Origin of the sequence: Pseudaminobacter soli (ex Li et al. 2025), assembly GCF_029892515.1 — a bacterium.
Classification (GTDB): Bacteria; Pseudomonadota; Alphaproteobacteria; order Rhizobiales; family Rhizobiaceae; genus Pseudaminobacter; species Pseudaminobacter soli_A.
The window spans coordinates 73,261-86,819 of record NZ_JARXVF010000008.1 but is presented as its reverse complement, the minus strand read 5'-3'; the positions used below and the strand labels follow the sequence as shown (position 1 = coordinate 86,819).

Below are 13,559 nucleotides of genomic sequence, written 5' to 3'. Positions count from 1 at the left end.
CCTCCCGATTGGTGTTCGTTCCGTTGCTATTTCTTGAAGACGCACTTGGTCTCGGGCTGGTCGACGCCGAGCGTGTCGAGCTCGGAAACTTGGTGCAGGAAGCCCTCTTGCGGCGAAGTGGAGACGACGGCTTTCGCGTCGCCAAGGAAGATCGGCTGGCGCAATTGCAGGTTCCATGGACGGAAGGTGAGCTTCTGCCCCTTGAAGGCGGCGATCGAGAACTTGTCGCTGTGGAGATAGTCGCCGATCTTGGCCGGATCGCCGCTATTGGCACGAGTAGCGGCTTCGCCAATCGAGCGCACCGCGGTCCAGGCATCCATGTCCTTGGAAAGCATGCGTCGGCCGGCGCCCTTGTCGAAGCGGCTTTGCAGCTGCGCACCGCCCCATTGCTCGCTGGCGGGATGCCAGGAGGAAGCCATTAGGCCGGCGCTGCCCGCCACCACACGCGGCAGCCAGGTGCGGTAGGGCACATAGGTGCCGAAGACATCGCTCTCGTCGGCGACCAGAAGCACGTCGTGGTCGGGCAGGTCTTGCGTGAAGACCGGCATCTGCTGCTGGATCTGGATGACGCCGGTGTCCGTCCGGCGGGCGGTGCCGGTGTCCTTGAATTCCTTCTCGGCCAGGATTTGGCCGCCGAAGCGGGTAGCCGCGCGCCGAAGCGCATCGGCAAACAAATGGTCGTTGTCATGCGATCCGTAGATCAGCACCCAGCGCGGCCATTGCTTCCAGATCAGGTACTGCGCCAGCGCGTCGGCCAGCATGCTGCGTGTCGGGGCGATGTGGAAGACGTTCGGCCGGCATTCCTCCTCGCGCAAAATGTCGTCGGGGGCGCCGATATTGAAGATCACCATACCCTTGTCGCGGGCGAGGTCAGCAATCGACAACAACTGCTTGGCCGAAATGTCGGCGACTATGTACTGGTCGTCCTTGGCAACCAGATCGTTGAAGGCTGCGACGGCATCGGCATCAGGCTTGATGTCGACGGTGTCCAGGGTGAACTTCTGCTTGAGGAAGGCACCGGTGGTGCTGTTGTCGGCGATGCCGAGCCTGGCGCCGGCAATGCCTATGTCAGGCGGCGGAATGTCGAGGACCGAAAGGGCCAGTTGCGGCTCATAAGCCCGCAGATAGCCGATCCTGATATCCGTGATCTGCTGCTGAGGTTTTGCGGGCTGCGCCTGTGGCGCCGCCTCTTGAGCAAAGGCCGGCAAGACATTGACGGCCGTCAAAAAAAGAACGATGAGAATCCACGGAGAGTTAGGCACCACACTCTTCATAATGACTCATCCATCATCTCCCGACCAAGGGTCGAGGGGAAGTATCGCCAGAATTCGGTGCCGCGATGAACTTAACCCAGACCTCCGTGTTGTCAAAGGCTTCCGGCCGGAATCTTATCCGCCCGGATGATTTTCATGTCGCTTTTCCTCATGTTTGGGGACGGATCGAGAGGACCGTTCAAAGGCGAGTCCCGGTAAATCGCGGCGGTGGCTTTGCCCGGCTCGCGACCTCTACCTGTGCTGGCGCAGGAAATGTGGACAAGAGCAGGTTGCCGCCTGCGAACGCGAATGATTGCATCCGCGGAAAGCGCTATATCAAAGGCGGCGACGGCGCTGGAATGAGATGACTTCTTCGGCCTCGCCGAAACATACTGGCCTCGTGCCTGAAGGAATGACGAAATGACGAAAATGCTGGCGAGCGTGAACGGTGGCGAGGAGGCGGAGATCGCGCTTTCCGGCGGCGCCGATATCATCGACCTCAAGGACCCGACTGCCGGCGCGCTGGGCGCCGTGGCCACCGATGTCATCCGCCAGACGGTCAAGGTTGTGGCCGGGCGTCAGCCGGTCAGCGCCGTTGCCGGCGACCTGCCGATGCAGCCCGACGTCATTGTGGCCAAGGCAGAAGAAATCGCCGCCACCGGTGTCGACTATGTCAAGGTCGGCTTCTTCCCCTCGGACGATGCGGCCGCCTGCGCCGATGCCCTCGCACCGCTCGCGGGGCGGACAAAGCTGATCGGCGTTCTGTTCGCGGATCTCGAGCCTGATCTCGGCCTGCTGCCGGTGCTGGCGCGTCGCGGCTTCCATGGCGCCATGCTCGACACGGCCAAGAAGGATGGCCGCCGCCTGCTCAACCACATCCCGCCCGAGCATCTGCCGTCCTTCGTCGAGCGCTGCCGCTCGCATGGGCTGGCCGTGGGACTGGCGGGCTCGCTGGAAGCGCCGGACATTCCGCGCCTCTTGCCGCTTGCACCAGACTTTCTCGGTTTCCGCGGCGCGCTGTGCGATCAGTCGCGGCGCACGAACCGGATCGAACTGGAGGCGGTGCGGCAGATACGCGAGCTGATCCCCGACACCCGGCCGACGGGCCTCGCCTCCAGCGTCGACTACCGGCTGTTGGCGGCGCGCGGCTACTCGCCGGGAGCGGCCGACCCCGCACTCGGCACCGACAAGATCTTCGTGCGCGATTTCGTGGTGCCGGTGCAGATCGGCGCCTACAGCTTCGAGCATGGGCACACGCAGAAGGTGCGCTTCGACGTGGTCGCCGACGTGCTGCGCGTGACGCATGCACCGGAAGACATGCGCCATGTCTTCTCCTACGACATCATTATGGACGGCATCCGCACAATCGTGGCGCGCGGCCATGTGCAGCTCAGCGAAGCCCTGGCCGAGCAGGTGGCCGCACTGGTGCTGGAAGACCCGCGGGTGATGCAGGTGAAGGTGCGCGTGGAAAAGCTCGAACTGGGACCCGGAGGCGTCGGCGTCGAGATCGAGCGCAAGCGCGCGAGCGAGCACGCTCATGCCCTTCGCCCACATGGCATGGCGCCGGCCGAAAGCCTCTTTTCCGGACGCGGCCAGAAAGGCTCGTCTTCATGACGCCCATTGTCGTCAAGCTTGGCGGCAGCACGGCCTACCATGCCGAAATGCGCAAATGGGTTTCCGTTCTGGCGGCGTCAGGCCGGCCTCTGGTCATCGTGCCGGGCGGTGGCCCCTTTGCCAACCGGGTGCGCGAGGCGCAGCCCGAAATAGGTTTTTCCAACCAGGCGGCCCATTTCATGGCGATCCTGGCCATGGACCAGATGGGGCTGGCGCTCGTCGAGATGGATGAGCGCCTGACGCCGGCCTGCACGTTCGATGAAATCGAAGGCGCCTTGGGAGAGGGGAAGCTGCCCGTGTGGCTGCCATATCAGCTCTGCAGCACGGCACCCGATATTCCGCAGTCCTGGGACATGACGTCGGATTCGCTGGCCGCCTGGCTCGCCGGGAGGCTCGACGCCAAAGCATTGCTGCTTATCAAGCAGACGGAAACCTTCGAAAACGTCGAAGACATTGACGCGCTGGTTGCCACCGAAATCGTCGATCCCCTGTTGCCGGTCGTGATGGTGGAAACCGCCCTCTATCTCGCCGGTCCGGGATCGCTGGCAACGGCCGGCGAACGCCTTGCCGCGGGCAATCTGCCGGGCAAGAGATTTTTTGCGCACGCGACTACGCAGAGGGGAGCGGCATAGATGGCGAAGCTGCATACGCCGCGCTGGGCCTGGGTTCTCACCGGCTCCGGCCACTTCTTCACGGAAAGCTTTGCCCTCATCCATCAGCTCGAACATTGCGATATCTTCGTTACGAAGGCGGCCGAGGAAGTGCTGGCGATGTACAAGCTGAAGCTCGACTTTCCCAAGACGATGCGGGTGATTCACGACAAGACGGCGAGCTCCATCCCCGTCGGCGGTTTTTATCACGGCGTCTACCACACGGTGGTGATCGCGCCTGCTACCTCGAATACGGTGGCCAAATGCGTGCTCGGCATTTCGGACACCATCGCAACCAATGTCTACGCGCAGGCGGGAAAATGCCGCGTGCCGTCGATCGTCTTTGCCTGCGACACCGCGCCGGAACTGGAAACCATGGCGCCGCACGGCATGGTCAAGGTTTATCCGCGCCCGGTCGACCTCGAACACACCGAGCGGCTGAAGAACTTCCACTACACCAAGGTGGTGGAATCGCTGGCCGATCTGGAGGCAGCGGTGGCCGCGCGCCGGGCCGAACTGGAATGCCATGGCTGAGCGGCTTGTCTTCCTCACCGGTCACCTTGCCCGGGCGCGCCTGGATAAGGTCTTGTCCGGCCTGGGCGAGACGGAATTTTCCTGGGAGATCATCGATATCGGTGTGAAGGTCGCAGCACTGATGACCGAAGAGATCATCAAGCGCCGCCTGAAACTGCCGGCAGCATCTGACCGCGTGATCCTGCCCGGTCGCTATCGTGGCGATCTCGACCGCCTGACGCGGCATTTCAACGTGCCCTTCGTGCGCGGCCCCGACGAGGTGGCTGACCTGCCGGGCTTTCTCGGCCGTGCCGGCCAGCCACCGGACCTTTCGCGCCACGACATGCGCATCTTCGCCGAAATCGTTGATGCGCCGATGCTTTCGATTGCCGGGCTGCTCGCCCGCGCGCAAGCACTGGCCGATGCCGGCGCCGACGTCATCGACCTCGGTTGCCTACCGGAAACAGCGTTTCCCTTGTTGAGCGAGGCGGTGCGAGCGCTGAAGGCGGAAGGTCTTGCCGTCAGCGTCGACTCCGCCAGCGTCGAGGAACTGCGGATCGGTGCTGAGGCGGGCGCTGACTATCTGCTCAGCCTCACCGAGGAGACGCTGCCGCTCGCCTTCGATCATCCGGCCGTGCCCGTGCTGATCCCGTCCATTCCGGGCGATCTCGAGTCGCTCGGGCGGGCCATCGAGATGGCCCAGAAGAGGGGCATTGCCTTCATCGCCGACCCGGTGCTCGACCCGATCCATTTCGGCTTTGCCGCATCGCTTGGGCGTTTCATCGAGGCACGCCGGCGCTGGCCTGACATCGAGCTTCTGATGGGCACCGGCAATCTCACAGAACTCACCGACGCCGACAGCTCGGGCGTCACCGCCATGCTTGCCGGGCTGTGTTCGGAGCTTGGCATCGGCAATGTGCTGACGGTGCATGTAAGCCCGCACACGGTGCGGACGATCGAGGAGCACGACGTCGCCCGGCGCGTGATGTTTGCCGCCCGCGCGGACGGAGCGCTGCCGCGCGACTACCACCCCGGGCTGCTGCAGGTGCACGACCGCAAGCCCTATGCGGCGAGCCTCGACGACATCGCGGCCCTTGCCGCCGATGTGCGCGACGCCAATTTCCGCATCATGACCGCCGAGGACGGCATCCACATCTTCAACAGCAAGGGCCACGCGGTGGCGCGTGACGCCTTCGAACTCTTTCCGGGCCTTGGCGTTGAGAACGATGGCGCACATGCCTTCTATCTCGGCGCCGAGCTGATGAAGGCCGAGATCGCCTGGCGTCTCGGCAAGCGCTACGCGCAGGACGAACCGCTGGCATGGGGCGTTGCAGCGCCCGAACCCGAAGCCGACCGCACCCGGCTGGCCGAAGCCGGCCACACGCTGAAGGCGAAGGGCAAGAAGGAGGGGGAGTGATGCCCTATATCCGCGAAACGATCATCACCACAGTGGATAAGCGTGGCAACGTGCATATCGCCCCGCTCGGCATCATCGCTGAGCAGGACGGCTGGATCATCGCGCCGTTCCGCCCTTCCGCGACGCTCGACAATCTGGCGGAGGTGCCCTTTGCCATTGCCAATTATACAGACGACGTCCGCGTCTTCGCTGGCTGCCTGACCGGCCGGAAGGACTGGCCGACAACGCAGGTGGCAAATTGCCCGGTGCCGCGCCTGCAGGCGGCGCTGGCGCATTCGGTGCTGGAGGTAGTGCGTGTCGATGACGACGGCGTGCGCCCGCGCCATTTCTGCCGCGTGGTGGCCGAGGAAACGCATGCGCCCTTCACCGGCTTCAACCGCGCCAAGGCGGCGGTGCTGGAACTGGCCATTCTCGTCAGCCGGCTCGGCATGCTGCCGCGCGAGAAGATCGAGGCCGAAATCACCTATCTCGCCATCGCCATCGAAAAGACTGCCGGCCCGGACGAAAAGGAAGCCTGGGGCTGGCTGATGGAGAAGGTGATCGATCACTTCGCCGCGCTCGACACCAAGGGCCGTGATGTGCATGCCCGGCCGGAGGGGCCTCTTCCTCCCGAAGGTTGATAGTTTGAATCCGAAGACAGCTCCAACCTTCTGTCCGAACTGATTTTTCTCAATTCGCGAGATGCGACCGGCGTCAGGCCAAATCCTGCGCCAGCAGCGCCAATGCGGCGGCCGGTGCTGCGCTGCTGGCTTCGCAGCGAGCCTCGTCGCTGGCTGAGATGAGGTCGGCGAAATCGACGAAACGGCGCTCCATGCGTTCCGCCAACCGCCTGATCTGCCAGCGGCCGATACCTGCGCCGACGATTGGGGCATCAGGATCACTCGCCAATTTTGCCCCAACGCGGAAGGCTGCGTCGTGCACGGTGCGAAGCTGCCGCTCGGCGAACCAGCGCGCGATGTCGCGCCATTCCGGTAAGGTGAGGTCAGAGGCATCGCGGCCCACCATGCGCGCCATGCGCAGGATGGAAGCCTCGACCGTCTTGGCCTGACCGTCGGCTGAGGGCTGCTTGTCGTCGTTCTCGTCGAGCACGCCGAGGATACGGTGCACATCGGCCATCGAGGCAAAGTATTCATTCATCAGCGGGGACATGGCTCCCCGCACCGGCGCGACGCCTGCAATCCCGATCAGCGCGCTGCGGGTGAAGCCGGTGTAGACGAGCTCGCCGGTGGCAAGGCGCTCGGCATCGTTGTAGCCGTCGTTTTCGATCGCGCCGCTGCGCGCGACAATAATGTCGGTCGTGGTCGAGCCCATGTCGACGAATAGGGCAGTGCCGAGTTGCTTTGCCACGAGTGCTGCGCTCGCATGCCAGTTGGCCGAGGCGATGTCGGCAGCGAGACCAATGGCACTGTCGGGAGTGACAAAGCCTGAGCGGCCGGCATAGATCAGCGCCTTGCCCGGAAAGTGCTCGGCGATGATGCCGAGCAGCGAGGCGATGCCCGCTTCGCGCGAGGGGAAGATGTCGGATAGTTCGCCGGTCATGGTGAAGACGTTGAGGCGGCTGCCGGCAAACAGCGGTGCGGCTTGTCGCGCGGCGTCGGTCAGCCGGTCGAGGCCGAGCCAGATGGGGGTCGCTAGCGTCAGCGCTTCGACGATGCGGCCGTCCTCGGCGCGGGCGATCTTCAGATGCGCGCCGCCGATGTCGCAGCCGACGACGATGTTCTTTTCTTTGCTCACGCTTCACGCTTTCATGGGGTGGCGAACCGAGGGTTGCGAATGCGTATCATCCCTGTACTCGATCTGAAAGGCGGCCAGGTGGTGCGGGCCGAACAGGGGCGGCGCGACCGCTACCGGCCGATCGTCACGCCGCTCAGCGGAAGTGCCGACATCGTGGCAGTGGCCGAAGGCCTGCGAAGTGTGCACCCGTTCTCGACCTTCTACATCGCGGATCTAGATGCAATCGAAGGCGGGATTCCGAACGGCGAAGCGCTGGCGCGCCTGACGGCGGCAACCCCCGGCGCGCCGGAGCTTTGGGTCGATGCCGGCCTCGCCGATATGGCCGGTTTTGCCGCAGCGCTAGCCACGCCTTCTCTGTGTCCGGTGCTGGGCTCGGAATCGCAGAAGGATGCGGGCGCGCTGCGCCGTTTCCGCGACCGCCACGATCTCATCCTGTCGCTCGATTTCTTTGCCGAAGGTTTTCGCGGTCCAGCCGAACTGCTCGACAATGCCGAACTCTGGCCGAACCGCGTGATCGTGATGACGCTGGCCAAGGTCGGCTCCGCAGCCGGTCCCGATTTCGCCCGGCTGCGCGAGATCAAGGCCAGGGCCGGGGAGCGCGAGGTGATCGCTGCGGGCGGGGTGCGCCACGAAACGGATCTGCGCGAGCTTGCCGGACTGGGCATTTCGGCTGCGCTGGTGGCGACATCGCTCCATGATGGAACATTGACCGGAGCGCAGATCGCGAAGCTGGCCATGGCCTGAGTACACGCCCCTCTGGCTGCGTGTAAACGCTAGGGTAAGCACCGGCTCAACCCCTCTCGGCCCGCCCGCGGCCTTGCGGGCAAGCAAAAATGGCCGACTTCCGAAGAGTTCTACAGGAACTCCCCGGATATCGGCGTCAGAACCCCAGCATCTTCATCCACCGGCGCCACAGACCATCCGGCTCTGCAGAGGGTTTTGCCTGGGCGGGGCTGTCTCTTGTCTATGAGGCTCCGAAGGGATGCTTGACCGAATCGCGCTTGGCGGTGGCCTCGGCGGCCGTCGGCGTGCCTGCGATGGCGCGCTGGATGGCCTCCTTCACAGCCTGGTAGTTGAACTGCTGGATCTTGGCGTCGTCGCTGGCTTCCCAGTGAATGAACACGCCCACGCAGATGAAGACGTCATCGGCTTCCTCGGCCGGGATGATGCCCTCGGCGACGCTGTCCTGGACCGCCTTGGCCACGGCGAACTGGGCGGGGCCGAACATCTGCAGCGCCTGCTTGGCGCCCTTGATCGTGACCTTGTTGAAGAGGACGGTATTGGGTTTGCAGGGAAGGTTGGGCGTAAGCACTGCCAGCAGCGTGGTGAAGCCGTCCTTGTTGTTGGTCAGCGCGTTGCAAAACGCGGCTTCGACCGGGCTGCCTCTCGGGCCGATAAGCAAATCGACGTGGGCCACCTCGTTGCCGTCGCCGACAAGCGATTCGCCGACCATCACTTTATTGATCTTTGCCATGCCAATTCTCCTCCAAGACACAATTGTGGTGCCCATAGATGCCGCTATCGAGCGGGCGTCCAATGGACAGCTATCCTTGTTGGCAGCGTCCGGAAACCCCGGACCGGTTGGCTAGATAGCCGCGAAAGCACTGCCTCCGCTGCGGAAATTCAAGCATCAACCCAGCGCCTACGCAAGGCGCACTCCCAGATTGTGGACTAAAAGACAAGCCACCGTTAAGTCGGCCGAGGTACCCGGGTTTATGCCGCGTACCTTCAACCGCGCATCGAAGTCCATGAGCAGCGCCACGCGTCGCTCTTCGCCTTGCGCAAGGGCGAATTCGGCGCGGACGGAGCGCGCCTCGTCGCGCACTTCCTCCGCCACTTCGAGGCCGAATTTGCGCTGGACGTGACTGTCGGGAAAGGCCGTCAAAAACTCCAGATAGGCATGAACGGCAGGCCACATGCCGGTTTCGCCGCGGTCCATCGCGGCTTTCAGTGCAGGAAGGCCGAGGTCGAAAATGTCGGCAAAGCCGGTGACATATTGCCGGGCGATGCGGTCGCGGTCAGCGGCTTCCCCCATCGCTTTCAGCAGGCCGACGGTCGGTGCGTCGTTGACGTCATGTTCGGATGCCGAGCCAAGGCCACCGGGCGAGGCAAGTACGATGGCTTCGAACACTGCGGACGTGTCATCAAGATCGATCGACCGAAGCACCGCGCCAAGATTTTCGCGCAGGCTTCCGCCATCCACGGCCGCCGCCGCAAGCGGCGCGCAAAGCAGGATGATGCCGAGATTGGTGTTGGTGTCGACGGCCGCGCGCGTGGCGCGTACGGCTTCGAGAATACGCCGTCCGAGCGGCAGTGACGGGTCCGTCAGCGGCGCTGAGGACACCTTTGCGCTGGTCAAAAACTCCTGCACCGTCATGCGGTGGCCATCGGCAAACACGTGAACGTTGCCGGGCTTCAGCGCCTCGACCTCCTGCCGGCAGGCGTCCTCATAGGCTGCCCGAATGGTTTGCCTGCTCGCCATGCTCAGTACGCCGCACTTACGGGGAGGGGCATTGCCGGCTTCTCGGCGCGCGCACCGAGGAAGGTCAGCAGGGCCTCGGCAATGGCATCGGCGATGTCGATTTCCACCACAGACTGGAGGCCCGACCAGGCCGGCATGCTGTTGACCTCAAGGACAAAGGGCCGGCCATCCGCGTCGTGCAGTATGTCCACGCCGGCAAAGTCGGCGCCGACTGCCCTTGCGGCCGCAAGCGCCAACCTTTCCAAGTCGCTGTCATGCGAGACGAGGCCCTCAGGCGTGGCGCCGCGGTTGATGTTGGTGATCCAGTCATCGCCGCGCCGCGCCATCATCGCCAGCGCCTTGCCGGCGCAGACGAAGACGCGGTAGTCGCGGAAGGGTGGGCCGGCGCGCTGGATGTAGCGCTGGAGATAATAGACGCCGTTGATCTCTTCCTCTGGTGGCAAATCCTCGACGCCGTTGATCAGCCTGATGCCTCGCCCCTGCGCGCCGAAGAGCGGCTTCAGCACCAACGGGCCAGCTTCGCGAGCAACGACCGCTTCCGCCGCTTCTCGGCCTTCCACCGCGAAGGTCGCCGGGGTGGGGAGCCCCGCCTGCTGTAGGAGAAAGGTGGTCATCGACTTGTCGACGCAGCGCTCGATAGCCTGCGCCGAGTTCCACACCAGCACGCCGAGCGCCCGGAACGCATGCAGCACACCGAGCCGGCGGGTGATCGCCTCGAACGATCCGGCCGCCACGGAGCGCACCAACACCGCATCGGGCAGGTCGTCGAAGCCGGGAATGGCGAGGCCGCTCGGACTGCCGGTATCGAAAGCGATTTCAGACAGGGCGGCGGTGACGGTCTCGCAGCCGCGCCTTTGCAGCGCTGCCGCGAGCCCCCTCGAGCGGTTGCCGACGATGTCGTTGACGACCAGGACCCTCACGCGCAGCCCTTCTCAACCAAGGCATCTCTCCAGCATGACCAGGTCGCGCCGCCCGGCACGGAACGTGTCGCCGGTTTCGATTGCCGTAACGAGGATCTCGGCCGGGCTGAACAGCATCGGGTCGATGGCGTAGAAATCGCCCTTGAAGTGCTTGAAGATCTCGGCGAACGGGCGGCCGTGGTCGCGCGAGGTACTGCTGGGGATTTTTTCTGCCAGCTCGCGAGCATCCTCGGCCGAACCGCGAACGAAAAGCTGGGCCACGCCGCCATAGATGATGGCGTCATTGGTGCGGCCCATCGCGGTGAGGAAATCCGGATGCGGCGCGGGCACGGGCGCGGTTGCGGCCCCGTCCACGATATTGTCGAGCGGAAATTTCAGGTCGTTGGCCTTGTGCAGCACGACTTCAAGCACGCGGCTGACGATCTGCACCGCGCCGGCGAGGCTCTGCGTGGGCGCATAGATGAAGGTGAGGCTTTCCGGCGCGATGCCGGTGGCCTTCGATACTTTTTGCACCACGGCCTGCGGCGGCGGCTTGGGGGTCTCCAGAATGACGGCGGTCCGGTCTGCTTTCTCGCGATAGGCCAGCGTCTGAAACAGCGGCTCGACGCAGGCCAGCGCCCGCACCGGGCCCGAGCCCATGGCGAAATAGTCGCCGCTCGAAAGGTTCCAGCCGGCATATTGCGCGGCAAGGCAGGCGATCACCGGCTGCGACGAGCGCACCTCGACATTGAGCGGGTATCTTTCGGCCGTGGCACTCATGACGAGCGAAATGGTGCCAAGCCCGCCCATCGCGGCCTCGGCCATGCGCAGGCCGGCTTCGATGCTGCCGAGCGTCTTTGCGCCGGCATCTATCAATCGTTCGCCGAGCGGGCCTGTGGAAACGGCGACGCGCAGGCGTTCGGCATCGTCGACCATGCTTTGGGCGATGCGGGCGGCATTTTCGTTGAGAAAGGCGGAACCGTCTTTCATGGCTGGGCGCCTCCTGCCCATTGGCGTTGCAGTTCCCGCGCGCGGGCGTTGAGTGCCTGCCGCGTGGCGCGGATGTTGGCCCCGCGCGCGGATATAGTGCAGACCGGATCGCCGGCTCGAAGCGTCGTGCCGGCCGATTGACGGTCGGCGGCCCAATCGGGCCAGTCGATCTCCGGAAAGTTTTCTACCGGACGGTCGGTATAGGCGATCACCGAAGCCATGCAATCGGAAAAGGCCGGCAGCCGGATTGGATGCCCGCGCGAGGCGCCAAGATGCGCCTCGATCAACGGCGCTTCTTCGGTGTCGAAAATGTCGAGCGTCGCGCCGGGGCGCGGGTTGATTTCGAGTAGGTGAAAACCCTGCGCATTGCGGATCAGGTCTGCGCTGCACAGGCCGACCAGATTGCAGTGGCGGGTCAGCGCCGACAGCCAGCCGCCGATCATCTCGGCATCCTTGCGGTCGAAGCGGCTGAGCCGGATTGCGCCGCCATAGCGATATGGCGCGTTGGCTGCCGGCGAGGCGAACTGCCGGCTGAAGCCGACGATCCAAGCCTCCTTGCCATCGCCGATGAATAGCGCCGAAACACTTCTGCCTTCGACATAGCGCTGGAAGTAACGGCCAGGCGCGGCCGCATCGCCATTGGCGCGGCTGATATGTGTGCCGCCAGCGCCGCCGTCACGCTTCACCAGCCAGTTTTGGGGATCGCCCGGCCGTTCGCGGTGGATTTCCGGATGCGGGATGCCGAGCTCCGCGCAATCGGCGGCGAAGCGTTCGGGATCCTTTATGCGGCGGATGGCTTTGCCGCCACATCCGGCGAGCGAAAAATGTCGGGCGAGCGTGTCGATGAGTTCCGGCCGGCGCTCGAAACCAGAGCCGCAGACGAGCGCCAATGGTTCCTCGTCGGCGGAAAGCTCGGTCAGCGTGCCGACGATGCGATCCGGGTCGATTCCATTGTGCAGGTCGCCGGGAAGCATTGCCGAGCGTTCGGCCAAGGCGCGCGTGTCGTCGTCGCAAAAGAAGTCGGCCACCAAGGCTCGATAGCCGGCGCGGCGTGCGGCGGCTGCCAGCGCACGGCCGGAAATCGCCGCGATCAGAACGGCTTTCGAGTTACTTTGCGATCTCGCGCGCAAGGGCAAATGCGTCCTGGAAATCGAGTGCCACCGGCTTTTCGGCGCCGATCATCTTCTGGAACAGCCCGAATTCGGTCTTGTACTTCACATTGCCGATGGCAAGCGGACCGATACCGACAGCCCTTGTCGCTTCGATCGGGTCGCCATTGGCGTTGACTGCCAGCCCCTCGATGCCGGAAGGCGGCACGGCATTGACGTCGGCTGCGATCAGCAGATCCTGGGCCTGCGCAAGCTGGTCGCGCGACAGCACCTGGATCCCGGCCTTGGCGGCGGAGAGCACCACCTGGCTGGCATGCACGGCCGCCTTCTTCTTGTCGTCGGTCGAACCATCCACCGGCCATGCATCGACATCGAAGCGGCGCTTGATGTCGACGGCGATCTTCGTCACCCGCTCGACGCCGTCATAGCCGACAAGCGTCACCTCAGCACCTTCCTTGGCCGCGATGACGGCTGTGCAGTAGCCCACCACGCCGGTTGCGCCGAACACGGCAATGCGCGTGCCGTCGAGCGTGCGCTCGAACTTGCTGCGCAGAACCTTTTCCGTCTTGGCGACCATGGCGGCGGCGGTGGTGAAGGAGCCGGCGGGGTCGGCGAAGACCGAGACCTTGAAGGGCGGCAACATCGCCTTCTTGGCGGCGGCGAACATGTCGAGCGCAAGCGCCGCATCCTTGCCGGCGATGAAGATGCCGGTGTTGATGCCGGCGTCAGGCGGCCGCGAGAAGATCGCGTCCTGGACGAGGCCGGTGATCTCGGCAAGGCCGACCAGCTCATAGGGCACCACTACGTCATAACCGGCGTCGACCGCCATGTTGACGTCGAACGGGCTCATGTGCCGGAGCGGAGTGAGCATATGCAGGATGTGTTTGCGTGCCATGAT

14 protein-coding genes are annotated in these 13,559 nt (G+C 64.4%); 6 read left to right on the top strand and 8 right to left on the bottom strand.

Features of this window, described 5'->3' with window-relative positions; translation table 11 throughout:
* Nucleotides 1–26: 26 nt before the first annotated feature.
* Nucleotides 27–1,274, bottom strand: coding sequence for an ABC transporter substrate-binding protein (locus M2281_RS24860; protein ID WP_425537801.1), 1,248 nt, complete (start codon nucleotides 1,272–1,274; stop codon nucleotides 27–29).
* A gap of 399 nt (nucleotides 1,275–1,673) precedes the next feature.
* Here M2281_RS24860 and M2281_RS24855 point away from each other — a divergent pair, with 399 nt between their 5' ends.
* From M2281_RS24855 to M2281_RS24835, 5 genes are read left to right on the top strand one after another with little or no spacing between them, the layout of a single operon-like run.
* Nucleotides 1,674–2,867, top strand: a complete 1,194-nt coding sequence (locus tag M2281_RS24855) for a (5-formylfuran-3-yl)methyl phosphate synthase (RefSeq protein ID WP_280823889.1) — start codon at nucleotides 1,674–1,676, stop codon at nucleotides 2,865–2,867.
* Complete coding sequence (locus M2281_RS24850; protein WP_280823888.1) at nucleotides 2,864–3,499, top strand: dihydroneopterin aldolase; 636 nt, start codon at nucleotides 2,864–2,866, stop codon at nucleotides 3,497–3,499. The genes M2281_RS24855 and M2281_RS24850 overlap by 4 nt, the downstream gene beginning before the upstream one ends.
* A complete protein-coding gene (locus M2281_RS24845) occupies nucleotides 3,500–4,051 on the top strand; it encodes a flavoprotein (RefSeq protein WP_280823887.1) in 552 nt (183 codons plus the stop codon).
* Nucleotides 4,044–5,447 (top strand): DUF6513 domain-containing protein, encoded by a 1,404-nt coding sequence (locus tag M2281_RS24840; RefSeq protein ID WP_280823886.1) that lies wholly within the window; start codon nucleotides 4,044–4,046, stop codon nucleotides 5,445–5,447. The genes M2281_RS24845 and M2281_RS24840 overlap by 8 nt, the downstream gene beginning before the upstream one ends.
* On the top strand, nucleotides 5,447–6,067 hold the full coding sequence (locus tag M2281_RS24835; RefSeq protein WP_280823885.1) for a DUF447 domain-containing protein: 621 nt from the start codon (nucleotides 5,447–5,449) through the stop codon (nucleotides 6,065–6,067). The genes M2281_RS24840 and M2281_RS24835 overlap by 1 nt, the downstream gene beginning before the upstream one ends.
* Before the next feature lie 73 nt (nucleotides 6,068–6,140).
* Here the strand turns inward: M2281_RS24835 and M2281_RS24830 are convergent, their stop codons facing one another.
* Nucleotides 6,141–7,181: a hydantoinase/oxoprolinase family protein gene (locus M2281_RS24830; protein WP_280823884.1), complete on the bottom strand. Its 1,041-nt coding sequence runs from the start codon at nucleotides 7,179–7,181 to the stop codon at nucleotides 6,141–6,143.
* Nucleotides 7,182–7,220: 39 nt separating this feature from the next.
* Between M2281_RS24830 and M2281_RS24825 the strand changes: the two genes are divergently transcribed.
* Nucleotides 7,221–7,925, top strand: coding sequence for a HisA/HisF-related TIM barrel protein (locus tag M2281_RS24825; RefSeq protein ID WP_280823883.1), 705 nt, complete (start codon nucleotides 7,221–7,223; stop codon nucleotides 7,923–7,925).
* A gap of 220 nt (nucleotides 7,926–8,145) precedes the next feature.
* Here M2281_RS24825 and fae read toward each other — a convergent pair whose 3' ends face one another.
* From fae to M2281_RS24795, 6 genes are all read right to left on the bottom strand, one after another.
* Nucleotides 8,146–8,655 (bottom strand): formaldehyde-activating enzyme, encoded by a 510-nt coding sequence (fae, locus tag M2281_RS24820; protein ID WP_280823882.1) that lies wholly within the window; start codon nucleotides 8,653–8,655, stop codon nucleotides 8,146–8,148.
* Between the two features lie 168 nt (nucleotides 8,656–8,823).
* The gene (locus M2281_RS24815; protein WP_280823881.1) at nucleotides 8,824–9,663 is read right to left on the bottom strand and encodes a triphosphoribosyl-dephospho-CoA synthase; all 840 of its coding nucleotides are present in this window, start codon (nucleotides 9,661–9,663) and stop codon (nucleotides 8,824–8,826) included.
* Nucleotides 9,664–9,665: 2 nt separating this feature from the next.
* Complete coding sequence (locus M2281_RS24810) at nucleotides 9,666–10,583, bottom strand: ATP-grasp domain-containing protein (protein ID WP_280823880.1); 918 nt, start codon at nucleotides 10,581–10,583, stop codon at nucleotides 9,666–9,668.
* 12 nt (nucleotides 10,584–10,595) lie between these two features.
* Nucleotides 10,596–11,552 carry a methenyltetrahydromethanopterin cyclohydrolase gene (mch, locus tag M2281_RS24805; RefSeq protein ID WP_280823879.1) on the bottom strand — a complete coding sequence of 319 codons (957 nt, stop codon included), beginning with the start codon at nucleotides 11,550–11,552 and terminating at the stop codon, nucleotides 10,596–10,598.
* Nucleotides 11,549–12,682 carry an ATP-grasp domain-containing protein gene (locus M2281_RS24800; RefSeq protein WP_280823878.1) on the bottom strand — a complete coding sequence of 378 codons (1,134 nt, stop codon included), beginning with the start codon at nucleotides 12,680–12,682 and terminating at the stop codon, nucleotides 11,549–11,551. The genes mch and M2281_RS24800 overlap by 4 nt, the downstream gene beginning before the upstream one ends.
* The gene (locus M2281_RS24795; RefSeq protein ID WP_280823877.1) at nucleotides 12,660–13,556 is read right to left on the bottom strand and encodes an NAD(P)-dependent methylenetetrahydromethanopterin dehydrogenase; all 897 of its coding nucleotides are present in this window, start codon (nucleotides 13,554–13,556) and stop codon (nucleotides 12,660–12,662) included. Before M2281_RS24795 ends, M2281_RS24800 begins: the two co-directional genes overlap by 23 nt.
* Between the last annotated feature and the right edge of the window lie 3 nt (nucleotides 13,557–13,559).